17 protein-coding genes and 1 pseudogene are annotated in these 15309 nt (G+C 45.1%); 12 read left to right on the top strand and 6 right to left on the bottom strand.

The features are described 5' to 3' along the window. Positions 1 to 4 precede the first annotated feature (4 nt). Both ACTIE0_RS05510 and ACTIE0_RS05505 read right to left on the bottom strand, forming a co-directional pair. Positions 5 to 799: a phycobilisome rod-core linker polypeptide gene (locus tag ACTIE0_RS05510; protein ID WP_006621432.1), complete on the bottom strand. Its 795-nt coding sequence runs from the start codon at positions 797 to 799 to the stop codon at positions 5 to 7. A 58-nt stretch (positions 800 to 857) separates the two neighbouring features. Continuing rightward, positions 858 to 1376, bottom strand: coding sequence for a globin family protein (locus ACTIE0_RS05505; RefSeq protein ID WP_006621433.1), 519 nt, complete (start codon positions 1374 to 1376; stop codon positions 858 to 860). Positions 1377 to 1778: 402 nt separating this feature from the next. Between ACTIE0_RS05505 and ACTIE0_RS05500 the strand changes: the two genes are divergently transcribed. Then, complete coding sequence (locus tag ACTIE0_RS05500; RefSeq protein ID WP_006621434.1) at positions 1779 to 2972, top strand: COP23 domain-containing protein; 1194 nt, start codon at positions 1779 to 1781, stop codon at positions 2970 to 2972. A gap of 173 nt (positions 2973 to 3145) precedes the next feature. On the opposite strand, the gene ACTIE0_RS05495 is transcribed toward ACTIE0_RS05500, so the two are convergent. Further along, on the bottom strand, positions 3146 to 4177 hold the full coding sequence (locus ACTIE0_RS05495; RefSeq protein WP_006669097.1) for a C39 family peptidase: 1032 nt from the start codon (positions 4175 to 4177) through the stop codon (positions 3146 to 3148). 178 nt (positions 4178 to 4355) lie between these two features. Beyond that, a complete protein-coding gene (locus tag ACTIE0_RS05490) occupies positions 4356 to 4790 on the bottom strand; it encodes a ferritin-like domain-containing protein (RefSeq protein ID WP_006621436.1) in 435 nt (144 codons plus the stop codon). A 450-nt stretch (positions 4791 to 5240) separates the two neighbouring features. On the opposite strand from ACTIE0_RS05490, the gene ACTIE0_RS05485 reads away from it, so the two are divergent. From ACTIE0_RS05485 to cbiQ, 4 genes are all read left to right on the top strand, one after another. Then, on the top strand, positions 5241 to 6182 hold the full coding sequence (locus ACTIE0_RS05485) for a hypothetical protein (protein ID WP_006669098.1): 942 nt from the start codon (positions 5241 to 5243) through the stop codon (positions 6180 to 6182). Positions 6183 to 6245: 63 nt separating this feature from the next. Further along, positions 6246 to 6761: a hypothetical protein gene (locus ACTIE0_RS05480; RefSeq protein WP_006621438.1), complete on the top strand. Its 516-nt coding sequence runs from the start codon at positions 6246 to 6248 to the stop codon at positions 6759 to 6761. Positions 6762 to 6794: 33 nt separating this feature from the next. Then, the gene (cbiM, locus tag ACTIE0_RS05475; protein WP_006621439.1) at positions 6795 to 7439 is read left to right on the top strand and encodes a cobalt transporter CbiM; all 645 of its coding nucleotides are present in this window, start codon (positions 6795 to 6797) and stop codon (positions 7437 to 7439) included. A 427-nt stretch (positions 7440 to 7866) separates the two neighbouring features. After that, positions 7867 to 8637: a cobalt ECF transporter T component CbiQ gene (gene cbiQ, locus ACTIE0_RS05470; RefSeq protein WP_006621440.1), complete on the top strand. Its 771-nt coding sequence runs from the start codon at positions 7867 to 7869 to the stop codon at positions 8635 to 8637. Positions 8638 to 8652: 15 nt separating this feature from the next. Here the strand turns inward: cbiQ and tsaB are convergent, their stop codons facing one another. Both tsaB and ACTIE0_RS05460 read right to left on the bottom strand, forming a co-directional pair. After that, positions 8653 to 9285 carry a tRNA (adenosine(37)-N6)-threonylcarbamoyltransferase complex dimerization subunit type 1 TsaB gene (gene tsaB / locus ACTIE0_RS05465; RefSeq protein WP_006669099.1) on the bottom strand — a complete coding sequence of 211 codons (633 nt, stop codon included), beginning with the start codon at positions 9283 to 9285 and terminating at the stop codon, positions 8653 to 8655. 101 nt (positions 9286 to 9386) lie between these two features. Next, a complete protein-coding gene (locus ACTIE0_RS05460; RefSeq protein WP_006621442.1) occupies positions 9387 to 10070 on the bottom strand; it encodes a hypothetical protein in 684 nt (227 codons plus the stop codon). A 315-nt stretch (positions 10071 to 10385) separates the two neighbouring features. Between ACTIE0_RS05460 and ACTIE0_RS05455 the strand changes: the two genes are divergently transcribed. The 7 genes and pseudogenes from ACTIE0_RS05455 (at position 10386) to ACTIE0_RS05425 (ending at position 15251) form a co-directional block, all read left to right on the top strand. Further along, positions 10386 to 10646: a hypothetical protein gene (locus ACTIE0_RS05455; RefSeq protein ID WP_006621444.1), complete on the top strand. Its 261-nt coding sequence runs from the start codon at positions 10386 to 10388 to the stop codon at positions 10644 to 10646. 195 nt (positions 10647 to 10841) lie between these two features. Then, a complete protein-coding gene (locus ACTIE0_RS05450) occupies positions 10842 to 11006 on the top strand; it encodes a hypothetical protein (RefSeq protein WP_006621445.1) in 165 nt (54 codons plus the stop codon). A 51-nt stretch (positions 11007 to 11057) separates the two neighbouring features. Continuing rightward, on the top strand, positions 11058 to 11198 hold the full coding sequence (locus tag ACTIE0_RS05445) for a hypothetical protein (RefSeq protein WP_006621446.1): 141 nt from the start codon (positions 11058 to 11060) through the stop codon (positions 11196 to 11198). 231 nt (positions 11199 to 11429) lie between these two features. Then, positions 11430 to 11654 carry a hypothetical protein gene (locus ACTIE0_RS05440; protein ID WP_006621447.1) on the top strand — a complete coding sequence of 75 codons (225 nt, stop codon included), beginning with the start codon at positions 11430 to 11432 and terminating at the stop codon, positions 11652 to 11654. Further along, positions 11651 to 12052 (top strand): type II toxin-antitoxin system death-on-curing family toxin, encoded by a 402-nt coding sequence (locus tag ACTIE0_RS05435; protein ID WP_006621448.1) that lies wholly within the window; start codon positions 11651 to 11653, stop codon positions 12050 to 12052. The genes ACTIE0_RS05440 and ACTIE0_RS05435 overlap by 4 nt, the downstream gene beginning before the upstream one ends. A gap of 104 nt (positions 12053 to 12156) precedes the next feature. Further along, positions 12157 to 14286, top strand: a complete 2130-nt coding sequence (locus ACTIE0_RS05430) for a CHAT domain-containing protein (protein ID WP_039932835.1) — start codon at positions 12157 to 12159, stop codon at positions 14284 to 14286. A gap of 274 nt (positions 14287 to 14560) precedes the next feature. Further along, a pseudogene (locus ACTIE0_RS05425) lies at positions 14561 to 15251 on the top strand (DUF2887 domain-containing protein). Positions 15252 to 15309 lie beyond the last annotated feature (58 nt).

Below are 15309 nucleotides of genomic sequence, written 5' to 3'. Positions count from 1 at the left end.
CCTACTATTCACCGAGTAAAACGGCATCTTCTGGAGTCATAAACTCTAACACCTGTTGTCGAATCGCATTTTCCATACGTTTGCGAGATATTCGCTGTTCGGGAATGCGGTTGTCAAACAGAATTTTAGAAATTGTCTGAATACACTCCATAATTTTTTCCGCCTCCGTTTCGTTCATCATTCCCAGCGCCGTTGGAGATGGTTGCGGGTCTTCCTGTGGCGGCGTTGGTTCAGTTTTCGCTACCTCACTCTCACTATCAGAGTTAATATGTAGCTTTTGTTGATAGTGATTCGGAATACCCCAGCCGCGCTGTCCGGGGTGTTCATGTCCGAGGCGCTCATTTTCTAAGTATTCAGTCGCCGACTGATACAAAGCCTGTTCACGCCAGTAGGGAACAGTAAAATAGCCGAAGCATTTACGATATTCCTCTGAGTCCACCATATCCGAAACCAGTGCGCCTACACCATGTCGCAGCAGAATATTATCCCAATGGTGGATTTCCTCATCTCCGTGGGGTGTGCGCCCTAAAAAATGCTTACAGGCATTTTCGATAAACTTCAGGTTAGAACTATTTTCGTAGAAATGTTCTAAATAAACAGGTCGCACTACTAAACTTTTCAGGAAGTGGCGGATTCCTAGTTTACCTTTTTTGAAGTCTCTTTCTAAATCCCATAATTGCTTGCGTTCCGATTCGTAGGGCTGACGTTCTAAGACTTGCTGATAGATTTTACTGAGAACAAATGTGCGCTCTTCAACGGACGCATTATGGGTAGTCGTGATGGTTTCATGTAAGGGCATAGTTTCCGCTCCTATTATGCTTTAATCGCATCCAAAAATCACATCCAAAAAATACTAACTAACCTTTAGCACTCGCCGCGCCCCGTTGTACTGTTGCCATCAACTTAGGTGGAATGTCTAAGACTTCCATAATGATATCCATGTAAGGTTTCAGTAGTTGATTGCAAGTGCTGGGAAGTTTCTCCTGCATGGTTTCTTCCAAGCAGTGATAGGCTTTTAGACAGGCGACGTTTTTCTGATAGGCAGACAGAATATTAGCTAACCACAGCATCAAAGATTCCCGAAAATAGCGGGGGTCATCCCGTAACATAGCCACCGACATTAAGCAAATCGCCATGTTCATATCGTAAATACAGCGCTTGGAGTGTTGCTGCATTACTTCCGGGTGAATTAGCATAAACTTTTTCAAGGCAATCTTGATAAGTTCCGGTGATTTCGCCCGCAGAATTTCATAGGTTTTTGTCCGCGCCGGCAGGGTTTGAATATATTGATGAAAAGGTTTTAGTTCTGCGTCGCTTAGATAACGCCCATCTGCCTGGATCATTAACTCTTCCCATGCCAAATTAATTGTCGGCATTTTTGTTATCCTCTCACTCTGAATCGGCTATTGACTGTACACTTACTATTGTATACTGTCTTTTTAGAAGTGTGATGCTGACCCCAGACAAAAATCAACAAAACTCAGCAATTCGACATTATGGATAAATGATGCACATTTTGGCAGTTTTGTCAAGTGCGGAGAAGCGATCGCCACTGGTACATCGCCACTGATTCAGGGTAAATATTGAGTGGGATTACCTATTTAGTGATTTAGTTGGCTAGAATGGGAATGATGGGAATGTGCCACAATGGAACAGAGGGGCGGCGATCATGCGTCAGGGTTGGTACAGCCATTAGGAAATAGATAATTGCTGGTGAGGTCGTCAGTAGTGATAGGCTCGACTTGCCTTTCTATGTGAAAAGTGTTCGGAGAAAAACTATGAATATTACCAGTCTTAAACATTGGTCTGTAGGCACAGCAGCGTTAGGCATTCTGGCTCTGCATAGTGTCGCACCCAGTCTAGCTCAGTATTATCCCTTCTATAGCTTTTTTAACCCCATGTCTTCCTACTACGAGTCAGAAGACGATTTAGGGTTAGCAGAGGTTATAGGTAAACAGGACAGATTGAGGACACTGGGGAAAGCCTTACAAGACACCGGTTTGAGCCAACAACTCCAGGGGGAAACTTACACCATTTTAGCGCCAACAGACGCAGCTTTTGCTAATCTGCCCCGTGAAATGCGCGATCGCCTTTTCCGGCCAGAAAATCAGGGAATGCTGCGAGAGATTTTAAACTATCACGTTGTCGCTGGTCGCATCACCCAGCAGCAGGTAGAATCCGGGGAAATCACGACTCGGCAAGGGAACACTGTTCGCATTAGTGGCAACCCCAGAGACCAAAAACTAATGCTTAACGAGGCTAACGCTGATCAGTTACCAATTCCCGGTCCTAATGATAGTGTAATTGTAGTGATTGATCGAGTTTTGTTACCCCCCGGACTCATTCCCCTAGGAATCCAAAGCACAAACCCCCCCCAGGAAACAACTCAGCCGATACCAACTAATGATAATTCCTCTAACCAGGCTATGGTCAACCCTCCCCCAGTTTCCAGAACTCAGTTTATCTGTGAACAAGGGCCAGACGGTTTACCTACCACCTATGCAGTCACACCCAGAGGAAGGGTTCCTGTGATTAAATGGTATTCGGACTATTTCAGTGGTTCCGGCTATACCTCTGAACAACGCTGTCGGGAAGTTTCCGCGCGGTTCCAAAACTTTTACAGTTTGGGTTGGTTAAATTACATTACCCACGGCATAGTTAATCGCCAAAATGTCGTATGTGTGGCTAGTGACAATGCCATTCCCTGTTCAGGCGATCGCGTTTTATTCACTCTCAAACCCGGCTCAGACCCTGTGACTACTGTACAACAGCTTTTTAATGTTCGTGCCGGAGCCAGTAGTCCCCTATTTGAAAGCGAAGACGACAGCGGCGTGTATATTGACTTTAACAATTTTCTGGAAGCCACCCCAGTAGAAGGCACATCTACTCCCGCTACCCCATCTACTCCCGCTACCCCATCTACTCCTGTCACCCCAGGAAATAATCCCCCTTCTGGTGGACCAATTTGGTAGTCGTGAAGACCGAGGCACAGAAAACCGGAATTTCTAGTGATATTTTGTGCTTCAATTACAGCCTGTTCAGAAATCATCTGATCACCTCTCAAAGTCCCTCTCCCTCTCTGGGATCCAGATTTAGGGTGAGGGCAATGTATTAAGCGACTGGTGAACAAGCTGTATCCCTAAAATTATGGGGCAATAAAGTGAACCCAAAAATTGCCGTCAGGGAGGCACAGCCGCCGGATTAAAGAGTAAGAATAGGTTAGATATGCGCCACTTAAATCAGTACGATATCCACTAGAGAACCATTCGCCATAGGGGTCGTGAACTATGAACCCAGAGCTATTATAACCTACTACTGGCATGATGTGACCAAAGGAGGTAAAATAACCATGAATTACCGTAGGTTTTCCTTCCGCCAACCATTCTTTCACATCATCAATAGTCGCGTTAGTGGTGAAGTAGTCTTTACAGCCATACTCTCGGACAATTTTGGCTAAATCTTGGGGACTGTGGCGGCTATAGCCCTTATTGAGAGCATATTCATATAACTCATCTTCAAATTGACCATAACTAACCCGACGACGAGCCTGATAATAGCTGAGACACATAGCGATCGAGGTAACATTACATGATCCCGTAGGATTAAACCAGTTATCGAGTTGAGAAAAATAGGGAAAGTTCCGCAATCTCACTTCCGCTGGTAATAACTTGGGATAAACTAACTTTTTCCCCTGATATATTTCCCCGTGTTTATCAAAAATATACCAGATTGAATGCTGTTTAAAAGTTTCACTTCTGAGAGCAACTCTGATGTGATTTCGGTCTGGTTCAAAGGCTAATAACTGAAATTCTTGCCCAGCTTTAGCACCTTGTTTTTCCGATTCACTTAATTGAGCAGAATCAACGGGTCTCAGCTTCAGAATTGTATCCCTAGTGATTTTCAGGATGGGTATATCTGTGCGAATATCCTCTGGTTTCGTGTTCAGTAATTTTGGGGCGGTGATAGTTCCCAAAAAACCGCTTTCCCGACATTCTAACAACGCTTGAAAACGGTGCATAGCCGCATTTGACTTGGGGCCATAAATGCCATCGACAGGGGGATCAAGTAAGTTCAAACTCACCAAAATATTTTGAATCTGACGGGTGAGTTCTTCATCTGTGGCGATATCTTTGACATCGTAACGTTTATCTGTATTGACGATATCCTGGAGTTTCATCGTGGGTATTTATCTCAAATGGGATAGTAGGGTTATGGCCATCTTTTGGGTCTAGCTCAAATTAATCATAACATCAAAATCTTTCCCAGAGTCTTGATCATAGTTCAGCCTAGGTGGTTGAGAGGAATTAGACCGCCTAGGCTATTAATTGCTATAGTTTCACCGGGCCGACATAACCTCAGCTATAATCGCGTAACATCTTGCGAATTTCGATGCTGTGTAGTTCTTCCTGACCAATCATAGTGCGAGCATACTCTTCTAGGTAAATACTGGCATTTTCTACGGTTTCCAGTAGTTCTTTATACAAAGATAGAGCTTTTTTCTCATGGTTGAAACTTTCCGCCAATAAATCCTGTACCGAATGCTGATAAGTTTCCTCAATGGGAGCAATTTTTTGGCTGGGATGTCCTTCTAATCCTGTGAGAATTTCCCCCGCTTGTTGAGCATGGGTGAGGGACTCGGTAGCTTGAGCTTGAAAAAACTGCACAATGGGTAAACGATTGGGTCCGGTCACCATTAAGGAATAGTGAGTGTATCGAACCACCCCAGCTAACTCAAATTCCATGATGGAGTTAAGTAGCTCAATGGTTTTGTCCTGGTCAAGGTCTCTCATAATTTTCTATTAGTCTGTGAATCCCGCTTGACATCCTTCGGCCCTGAAAGGGACTGGGTTTGATAACTTCCCCAACCCCCATGATTACCATAACGATTATAGGACATTATGGCACGAGTTAACATTTGCTGCTAGTAGGTTGAGATGGCATTAGGGATATTCAGCTTAATTTATACCATGAAAAACGAAATTTGTCAAGGGGTAAATCGAAAAATTTAATCAGGGTCGGAGTGGTTAAGCAGTCCGGTTTAGGGGAATTGTAAAACTTTCATAAATCCCGGAAATATGGGCGCGTTAATCGAGAATTATTGAACCTTAAATATCTGGCAAGCCTCAACCAAACCAGAAATTTACCCCCCCTAGTAAGATAATGTGATATTGGGGGCAATAATTAAGAATCACAGAATTGATAAATATGCCCCCCAAGGGCATTGTCAAATCAGACAATTTATGATTATGGAAAATCTGAGTGGTTTTAGGTATAATGTTGGTGGCAAACCCGACCATTGGTGTAATATGAACAAACAGTTGGGCAGATTAGGCAATATATTATTGTTGAGTATGATCGCATTATGTGCTTGTGCTGACACCGATAACCTACAGAGTCAAACATCAGAAACCCCTCCCTCCGAAACCACTGCTATACAGCCAGGGTCGGCGGAAATTGGGACTATGGAATTTCGCGCCAATGGAGAAGATTTGCTCCGGGAAGGTTGGGTGAGTAAAGATGGTTGGCAATTGTCATTTAATCATGTTTATATAACCTTTGCCAATGCCCAAGCCTATCAAACTTTAATCCCCTATAATCCCCACGCGGGAGTAGAACCCCTAGCCCAACAAATCATCAGTTTAGTAGAATTTAAAACCGTGGATTTAGCAGGAGGTGACCAGAGTGCAGAAACCATTTTAGTTAATCAAGTCCCCGCACCACCGGGGCGCTATAATGCGATTTCGTGGCAAATGGTTCCGGCGGTAGATGGTATGGCTGCGGGTTATTCATTAATGCTAGTGGGGAGGGCATCAAAAGATGGTCTAACTGTACCATTTAACCTGAGATTTAATCAAGAAATGGCGTTTACTTGTGGTGATTATGTGGGAGAAAAACGCAAAGGTATTTTGCAGCCAGGGAGTCGCGCCAACCTAGAAGCCACCTTTCATTTTGATCACTTATTTGGAGACCGAGAAGCGGAAGCGGAGGCGGCGATTAATACTCGTGCATTAGGTTTTGAACCCCTAGCAGCGATCGCCACTTCCGAGGGTGTAGATGCCAATTTAGATACACTCAGAGAACAACTAGCGACCGAGGACTATCAGAGAATCATGGAAATTTTACCGAATTTAGCCCATGTGGGTGAGGGTCACTGCGCCGAAAAGCAGATGCAAAGAGATTGATAAACTCCCACGGAATTAGGGTAAATTATCAATTACTTATTGTTGAATAATCAGGAGGATTTCATGAACTGGAAACTTTGTATATCCCTACTATTTTGGACGATCGCCATACCGGAATCAGCGATCGCCCATGGGGTCATAGTCCAATCTCAAACCACCTCAGCCATAAAAATTAATGCCACCTACGACACCGGGACACCCATGGCTAACGCCGAGGTGAGAATTTACACCCCCCAAGACCCCACTACCCCTTGGATGACCGGAAACACCGACGAAAATGGTCACTTTGTCTTCATTCCCGACCACGATAATAGCGGTTTGTGGGAAGCCACCGTCCGTCAAGCAGGACATGGGGCGTTAATTGCCATTCCCGTGAGTCCCCCAGGGGAACAGGTATCTCACAGCAGCGAAAATGCGATCGCTTCCAATTCCGCATCAAACCCCGTACAGAAATGGGTAGCCGCCGCCGCCGTAATTTGGGGATTTATCGGCACCGCCCTATTTTTTACCCGATTAAAACCCTCTGATGAGACGGGAGACAACAGCCCCCCTATAACCTCTCAAGAATCCGAAAACTAACCCACCATCAAACCTGACAAATATCATTAAATCATGCACATTTCCGAGGGTATTATTCCCGCGCAAACTTGTTTAGCTGGTTATGGAATCACCGGTTTATTAACCTGGTATTCTCTGCGTCAAATCAACCGACAAGCCAACCCCACCGCAAACATTCCCAAAGCCTCCCTTTTAACCGCCGCCTTTTTCGTCGCTTCCTCCATACATATCCCCATCCCTCCCGCCAGTGTTCATCTACTCTTAAATGGTCTACTGGGGGCGATTTTAGGATATTATGCTTTTCCGGCTATTTTAATCGGCTTAATATTCCAGGCGATTATATTCGGACATGGGGGATTAACCACCCTGGGAATTAATGCCATAATTATGGGAATTCCAGCTATAATAGCCGCCCTAATTTTTCAAAGTAGACATCGATTTAGTCAGCGTTTTAAACCTACCATCAGCCTAAATTTATTCGGGTTTGTAGCAGGTGCGTCTAGTGTAGGTTTGTCAACCATCTTATTTTTGACCATCCTGATTACCAATCTTCCCTCGACCCTGGAAAGTGAAGCCGAAAAAGCTGCCATTATCGCCCTAATTATCGCCCATATTCCCCTGATGTTTATTGAGGGAGTATTTACCGCCATGGTGGTTAATTTTCTGAATAGAGTCAAGCCAGAATTATTAACCCAATAACCCCTATTATAACTTGTTTACCAGTCGCTTAATACATTTCCCTCACCCTAAATCCCTCAGTCGCTTAATACATTTCCCTCACCCTAAATCCCCCAGTCCCTTAATACATTTCCCTCACCCTAAATCCCCCAGTCGCTTAATACATTTCCCTCACCCTAAATCCCTCGGTCTCTTAATACATTTCCCTCACCCTAAATCCCTCAGTCCCTTAATACATTTCCCTCACCCTAAATCCCTCAGTCCCTTAATACATTTCCCTCACCCTAAATCCCCCAGTCCCTTAATACATTTCCCTCACCCTAAATCCCTCTCCCAGAGAGGAGAGGGACTTTGAGATGTGATCAGATGATTTCTGAAGAGACTGTATTGATGGGGGAGTCTGAATAACCCCCCTTAACTCACCCTTCCTAAACCGGAGAGATTAACCATGAAATTTAGGATCGATGAGTATGCTAATCTCGATTCATTTATTCATAGATGGAACCCCCAATCAAAACTAATTGGATTGGGAATCTTAATGTTTGCTTTTGCTAATGTTCAACAACTCTGGCTAGTCCCCCCCATGTTGCTAGTCACATTAACATTATACACCATATCCAAACTGCCGCTATCCTTTTTAGGCGATCGCCTACAATATCCCGGACTGTTTATCTTGGGGGTAGTTGGCTTATTGCCATTTATTTCCGGTCAGACCGTCTTATGGTCTTGGGGTCCCCTGATTATTCGCCAGGAGGGAAGTCTAGCCGTTTTGCTAATTGCTAGTAGATTTTTAGCCATTTTCACCACCGGAGTTGTCTTGCTGGGGACCTGTTCATTTATCACCCTAATTAAAGCCATGCGATCGCTTGGTTTATCCCCCATTTTAGCCGATATGTTATTAATATCCTACCGATATATATTTGAACTCAGCCATCAGTTGCAAATGATGAAACGCGCCACCATATTAAGAGGTTTTCAACCCCACCAATTCAGTCGTCGCAATTTGCAGATTTACGCAGCCTTAGCCGGGAGTTTATTAATTCGTAGTTATCAACAGTCGGAACAGGTCTATAAAGCCATGCAATTGCGAGGTTATGGCATCCCCGACAAAACCCATAAACCGTGGGAGTTTTTGACCGACTTGCCTAGTGCGATCGCCCTGGGAATCAGTTTAATTTTAGCCACCCTATTTGTCACCCTTTCCACCATCTCCACTTAACCGCAAATGGTCGGATTAATCCCCTTTCAAATTCTGAACCGGATGCTGTCCATAAAATGGTAAAGCATCCGACCAGTGGGGGCAATTTCCCTGTTGCCATAACAGAGTAGCCAATCCCAATATAGCACAACTTGTCTGTCCTAGTCCACCCGTCAGCGAGATTTTTTCTAATGGTTTTTCTTCTTGAGATAACCGCATTTCCCACTGTGAGGCAGACATGACACTATCAGGCAATTTGGTCACCAAACCCTGGGCAGAAACCTGATAAATAGCCACAAATAATTCTCCCCGTTGTGCCGGCATTTCTAGGGCAATATTCCCCGAATAATCCCCCGCTAAATTATAGGCAGCCGCCGCCAAAGTAGAAATCGCAAACAGGGGAATATCTAACTGTTGTGCGAGGGTTCTCGCCGTCACCACTCCCAAGCGAGTCCCCGTAAAACTTCCCGGACCCCGCGCCACCGCTATTAGTTGTAAATCCGCCCAAGTTTGAGGGGGCATAAATTCCGATATATGTTGATGGAGTTGGGTTGATAAATCCCTCCCCAAATGCCAAGTTTGGCAGCGCACAGGTTCCCCAAACTTCCCCATAGCTAAACCCAATTCGGGGCTACTGGTATGGATAGCGAAACCATAGTTTTTTGCCATTAGTGTACCTTGTGTAACTCACTGATATTATGCTATCCTAATAGGTGTCAGTTTCCCCATACAACCCATGGAAATCCGGTTAACCAAACCCAGGTCAATCATTAAAGTTCTTTCGGACCCGGTTCTGGACTCAGAATAATCACATATTCTCCCCCTTTGCTTTGCTGAATAATCACCAGGGGAGGGCGCACATTAGGGGGGGCATTTTCTGGTAATGATGGGAAAATATAATATTGACTGTCTCGGTCAATTAACAGTCGCCAGATGCTGGAGTTATCCGCCTGGGTTTTGTCGTTATAATCTCGCTGTAGTAACATCTGATAAAGTTCTAAATCCCCGATAAATCGAAAATTTCCCACTACTGGGTCATCAGTCAAGTCGTAGATTTTGCGACCTAGGGGAAGCTGATTTTCTGGGGTAATTATAGTTACCACAGGCAACATGGATGTATGGTTATGGGCATCTCGAATCGCGTCTAGGTTTCCCTGGGTTTGACCTAGATAAAATAGACCCGCCAAACACCAACCCGCAATCACCAATTCATTGACAAAGTTTTTATCATAGTTAATGGGTTGGAAATCCGGCAAAGCATTCAAAGTGCGAGTCGCGCGAGAGTGGTGCTGTTTGATGCTTATTTTTAACAGATAATGACGGCTGGTGTTCATGAAATTCGCGAATTTGCCGCTACTCCATTCCAGTAATTTGAGACTCAGAAAAATTAGCAGAAAGGTAGCGATCGCCACCCGAAAAGTGCGCCAGAAAGTAGACCAATCGCCCCCCGACAAATGCCCAAAAAATACCTAAATCGGGGCAATAAAAAACGATTTTATCGGCAAATCTAACGTGGTCACTTCTAGTTTAAAAAAGGCGAAATATGCCCAGCGGTAAATCCAGCCCGTAAAATACAAGCCGACTCCTAAGATAGTTAATAAACTGGCTAATTTACTAAACATTAAACCTCCGTTTATCGCCAATTGAACCCAGAACCATGGGGGGTAGGGGAATGACTACTTAGCCAATGTCAAGGGGGAAGTTTCCGAAAAAGGGTCGAGTCAGCTTGAAGATGTTAGTATTAAATCATATCGTCTCTCACTCCTGCCATGAGAACTCCTCAACTGATGATTTGCCTATCCCTAGCTGGTCTGACGATCGCCACGGGTGACATTCAACCAGCGATCGCACTCCCGGTGCTGGTAGCCCAAAACCAAGCACAAAATCGACCGATTCCGATTTCCCTCCCCACCTCCGCGACGGTGATTCTGGTTAATGGCGGTCAACGCTCCGGTCAACTGGTTGAAATTAAGCCAGAATATCTCATTGTAACACGAGGTGAGAGTCGCGCTCAAGAAGCGATCGCTTAATACATTGCCCTCACCCTAAATCTGGATCCCAGAGAGGAGAGGGACTTTGAGAGGCGATCAGATGATTTCTGCACAGGCTGTAAAGGCCTTTTGGCGATCGCTTAATACATTGCCCTCACCCTAAATCTGGATCCCAGAGAGGAGAGGGACTTTGAGAGGCGATCAGATGATTTCTGAACAGGCTGTAAAGGCATTTTGGCGATCGCACCAGAAGCCGTTATCGCAGTAGATGATGAACCCGGTGTTCCGAGGGGGATGAGGAACATAATTTATAGTCGTTATGTGGTGACTGCCATAGAATTTGACCCCCAGAATGCCGAGTTAATTATCACGGCACGATTGCGATCGCGTTCCGAATAGTTAGGGCAACTAGGATGATAATTTTAACTGAACCTCATTGAGGAATGAATCATGGAAAATACCAATATTAAACAAGAAGCCAAACGCCTGATTGATGAACTTCCCGATAATTCGACTTGGGATGACCTGATGTATTCGATTTATGTCAGGCAAATGGTGGAAGCGGGAATAGCTGACAGCGGCTTCCCGTAGGTTGGGTGTAACGCAGTGAAACCCAACTAACTTCCCGTCGGTGGGGTGTAACGCCGCTTCCCGTAGGTTGGGTGTAACGCAGTGAAACCCAACTAACACTTTCTAGGATTATATAGCAACCGCCAGAGCGGTTCGGACTGAGCGACTAATTTTAGACCCGCCTTGAAATGAATTTGAAGGCTGATAGCAAAAGTCCACTCAAGTAGACTAAATAGACAAGAGGAGATCATCATGAATTCCGATATCCGTCAAGAAATTATTGACCTAGCCAGAGAACTACCCGATGATGTTTTGCCAGATGTTCTGACATTTTTACGCTTTATCAATGACCGCAAAAAACCAATAATTCCAGATAATGATACTGCCAATAATCAGGCAGAATCGAGTCGTGCGATCGCGGCTTATAAGGCGATCGCTGATAAGTACAAGAATGCGTTGCGGGAATTAGCAAAGTGAACCAACCATTATGGATATCCGAAGAAATTGTTAGATTCATTCATCAAGATCAAATTCAGCAGCATGGTGGTTGTTTGGGGATTAGGGATGAAAATTTGCTTTCTGCGAGTTTAGCAAGACCCCAACATTTATTTGCTTACAGTCAATGTAACTTATTCGATCTGGCTGCTGCTTATGGCTACAGTTTGACTAAAAATCATCCATTTATTGATGGAAACAAACGGACTGCTTTTGCAGTAATGGCAACATTTTTATTGGTCAATGGATATTTGCTTAACGTTCCAGAGACAGAGGTTGTCACTATAATGGAACGCTTGTCAACTGACCAGAAAACTCAGCAATCTTTAGCCGAGTGGTTAGCCCATAATTCCATAATTTCATCTCTGGATGAAACTTGAAATGATAGTGGGGTGTAACGCCGCGAAACCCAACTAACTTCCCGTCGGTGGGGTGTAACGCCGCGAAACCCAACATCGATTTCCCATTAATAGTAGGTGGTGCAATGAAAAGATTAATGATTGGTTCTCTATTGGGAGTAACAATGCTAGTGGCGACTCCCGCCATATTCCCAATTCTGACACAGCGCAGTTATGCCCAAACCTCCCAGACTCAGGCGGCACAACTGCAACAACTGATTGATTTGGGACTTCAGCAAACTCAGCAAAGGCAACCTTTACAAGCCATAGAAACACTTAAACAAGCCCTAGCTATTGCCCAAAGTATCCCAAGTCGAGAAGGGGAAGCATTCGTCAATCTTGGTCTAGGTTTAAACTATAATCGGAGCGGTCAACCCCAGGCAGCCTTAAACTTCTATCATCAAGCTGTTAGATATTTTCAAGAAGTTAATGAGCGCATTTTGGAAGCAGCTACTCTCAATAGTATCGGTGGAGTTTACCGCCAAATAGGTCAACCCCAGGAAGCCTTAACATACTTCCAGCAAGCATTACCCATTAGGCGGGAAGTGAGCGATCGCGCTACGGAAGCCACTACTCTCCATAATATCGGTGCAGTTTACGGCGATATCGGTAAACCCCAGGAAGCCTTAACATACTTACAGCAAGCATTACCCATTAGGCGGGAAGTGAGCGATCGCGCCAGGGAAGCGGCTACCCTGTATAATATCGGTTTAGTTTACCGTGATATTGGTGAACCCCAGAAAGCGATCGACAACTTGGAAAAAGCCCTAAAAATCACCCTAGAAATACGAGCCGGGTTAGCACAGGAAAACCGCCAACAATTCCTACAAAATAACCGAGCGATATCGGTGGCTCTGGTGGATCTTCTCATCGACGAAAACCGACCCGACCAAGCCTTTAAATGGCATCACCTCGCCACCACCTTCGACCTCGCGGACTATAGCCACCTTATCGATGCCCAAGTTATTAATCCACCCGCCCAGAAACTGATTGACCAATGGAATGAAAACCATGAACGCCTAAAATTACTTTACGCCGAAGTTGACAACAACTGGACACCGGAACTATCCCAACAAATCAACGAATTACAAGCCGGAAATAGCCAAATCGCCGAGGATATCGCCCGCCAATATCCCGAAGTTGCGGAACTCTTTGAAACCACCCCGCAAGACCTGGAAAATCTCCGGGAAAATATCGCCCCCGGAACCCTAGTTATTCAACCGGTATTGTTAACAAATATCAGCGAAGTTCCCGATGCGATCGCCCTGTTTATGGTCAGCCGCGACCAAAAAGCGATCGTGAAAAAAACCCCGATTAACCCCAGCGAATTTGATGGCATCCTCACCGAATATCGCGCCCAACTCGAAAACCACAACTCCGAAAATTTCGATAGAAATCAAGAACTCCTGTATGATTATCTAATTCGTCCCATAGAGGCAGATATTGCCGCCCATTCTCCCGAAAAACTCGCGATTATTGCCACCGGAAAACTGCGTTATATCCCCTTTAAAACTCTGTATGATAATCAAAGGAACCAACACCTAATTGAAAAGTACCCCATCCACTACCTGACGAGGATTTCCGCCCGTCGCCAATTACGCACCAACACCACCTCATCCCCCCGTGTTTTAGCCTTTGGCAACCCCCAACCCAGCCCCTTTGATACCCCCGGAGCGGAACAGGAAGCCCGCCAAGTTACGGAAATTTTCTCAGGGGAATATTGGGTGAGGGAAGAAGCGACCCGCGACCGTTTTCAGAACGATTCTCCCCGGTTTAATATCCTCCATTTAGCCAACCCAATCTGCTTTCAAGCCAACGGATGTCCGGGGCTAGGTTTAGGGGCAAATCAGATATTATTTGCCCATGGAGAAACCTTCAATATTGCGGATATAGGATTGTTAGGATTAAACCAAACCAACTTGGTAGTTTTAAGTGGTGGTTTTCCAACCGGGATGGAAACCGAATCAGAGGGCGGCGGATTAGTAGCGATCGCCTACTTATTTGAACGGGCGGGAGCCGATGCCGTGATAGCCAGCCTCTGGAATGCGGAGGATAATACAACCCTGTTAATTATGACAGAATTTTATGAGAATGTCAAGCAGGGAATGACGAAAGCCGAAGCCTTACGGCAGGCGAAATTAACCTTCGCCCAAGAAGGCATACATCCCTTTTATTGGTCGCCATTAATTCTGATAGGTGATGGCGGTTCTTTTTAAGGTAGATATCGGCTGCTGATGCTGAGGGTAAAGGGGCAAGGTGTTAGCAGTCGGACCCTGACACCTTATACATACAATCACAGAGGAAACATGATGATTGTCTTATGGGTAGCTGTCCTGAAGGTCGCCACGGGTGATAGAGCGATCGCACCGAGAGAGGCATTTATGAGAGGTGCTGCCAGGTTAAGGAGTAGGCTATAATCAAAGCCCAACTGCCAAGGAGACTAGGGCAAATCAAGGCAGTGGAACGCCAATTATCGAGGGATTATCCCCTGTGAAAACAGATAGTATATTCTACCGAATTTTCCAACAGTACCCCCGCAGTTTTTTTGAGCTGCTGAACCGTCCACCGGAAGAAAGCGATCGCTATCAATTCACCTCTGTGGAAGTGAAACAACTAGCCTTTCGCCTCGACGGAGTATTTCTGCCGACGACCCCAGAAGGCGATCGGCCATTGCCCATTCCCTTTCCAGAAATTAATCAACGGGGCAGCATTAATTATTAATTATTAATTATTAATTATTAATTATGTAGACGAGTTAGAAGCCCAAAACCGTTTGGGAGTTGGTATAATCAAACTGGTACTCGAATCAGAATCCGATGCGATCGCATCAGCCATAAACCTGATCGAACAAGCCGAACAAACCCTTCCCCCAGAATCCATTCAACGGGATATCATTGACATCATCGAAACCATTGTTGTTTACAAACTGCCCCAAATAAGTCGCGAGGAGATTGCCCAAATGTTAGGACTCACCGATTTAAAACAAACCCGATTCTATCAAGAGGCATTTGCCGACGGTCGCCAAGAAGGGCTGCAACAAGGGCTGCAAGAAGGTCTGCAACGGGAAAGGATAAATATTGTTCTGCGTTTGGCTAATTTAGGAAATAGTGCGGAAGCGATCGCCCAAATTTTGGGTTTACCATTAGAGGAAATTCAGCAAATTTTGTCCTCTAGCAATTAGGGACGCGCGTCCAAGTGATGGGCGAGGCGATCGCCCATTGCCCATTGCCTTTCCAGAA

The sequence above is a fragment of the Limnospira sp. genome (genome assembly GCF_051859755.1).
Classification (GTDB): domain Bacteria; phylum Cyanobacteriota; class Cyanobacteriia; order Cyanobacteriales; family Microcoleaceae; genus Limnospira; species Limnospira fusiformis.
Note: the sequence above shows the minus strand (reverse complement) of the source record. Positions and strands in the feature narration are given on the sequence as shown.

What these genes read in the sequence shown, in the direction of transcription:
- ACTIE0_RS05485 (WP_006669098.1), top strand. Translation starts at nt 5,241, where the DNA reads ATGATTATGGAAAATCTGAGTGGTTTTAGGTATAATGTTGGTGGCAAA.
- cbiM (WP_006621439.1), top strand. Translation starts at nt 6,795, where the DNA reads ATGCACATTTCCGAGGGTATTATTCCCGCGCAAACTTGTTTAGCTGGT.
- ACTIE0_RS05490 (WP_006621436.1), bottom strand. Translation starts at nt 4,790, where the DNA reads ATGAGAGACCTTGACCAGGACAAAACCATTGAGCTACTTAACTCCATC.
- ACTIE0_RS05500 (WP_006621434.1), top strand. Translation starts at nt 1,779, where the DNA reads ATGAATATTACCAGTCTTAAACATTGGTCTGTAGGCACAGCAGCGTTA.
- ACTIE0_RS05480 (WP_006621438.1), top strand. Translation starts at nt 6,246, where the DNA reads ATGAACTGGAAACTTTGTATATCCCTACTATTTTGGACGATCGCCATA.
- ACTIE0_RS05445 (WP_006621446.1), top strand. Translation starts at nt 11,058, where the DNA reads ATGGAAAATACCAATATTAAACAAGAAGCCAAACGCCTGATTGATGAA.
- cbiQ (WP_006621440.1), top strand. Translation starts at nt 7,867, where the DNA reads ATGAAATTTAGGATCGATGAGTATGCTAATCTCGATTCATTTATTCAT.
- ACTIE0_RS05430 (WP_039932835.1), top strand. Translation starts at nt 12,157, where the DNA reads ATGAAAAGATTAATGATTGGTTCTCTATTGGGAGTAACAATGCTAGTG.
- ACTIE0_RS05505 (WP_006621433.1), bottom strand. Translation starts at nt 1,376, where the DNA reads ATGCCGACAATTAATTTGGCATGGGAAGAGTTAATGATCCAGGCAGAT.
- ACTIE0_RS05510 (WP_006621432.1), bottom strand. Translation starts at nt 799, where the DNA reads ATGCCCTTACATGAAACCATCACGACTACCCATAATGCGTCCGTTGAA.
- ACTIE0_RS05455 (WP_006621444.1), top strand. Translation starts at nt 10,386, where the DNA reads ATGAGAACTCCTCAACTGATGATTTGCCTATCCCTAGCTGGTCTGACG.
- ACTIE0_RS05440 (WP_006621447.1), top strand. Translation starts at nt 11,430, where the DNA reads ATGAATTCCGATATCCGTCAAGAAATTATTGACCTAGCCAGAGAACTA.
- tsaB (WP_006669099.1), bottom strand. Translation starts at nt 9,285, where the DNA reads ATGGCAAAAAACTATGGTTTCGCTATCCATACCAGTAGCCCCGAATTG.
- ACTIE0_RS05495 (WP_006669097.1), bottom strand. Translation starts at nt 4,177, where the DNA reads ATGAAACTCCAGGATATCGTCAATACAGATAAACGTTACGATGTCAAA.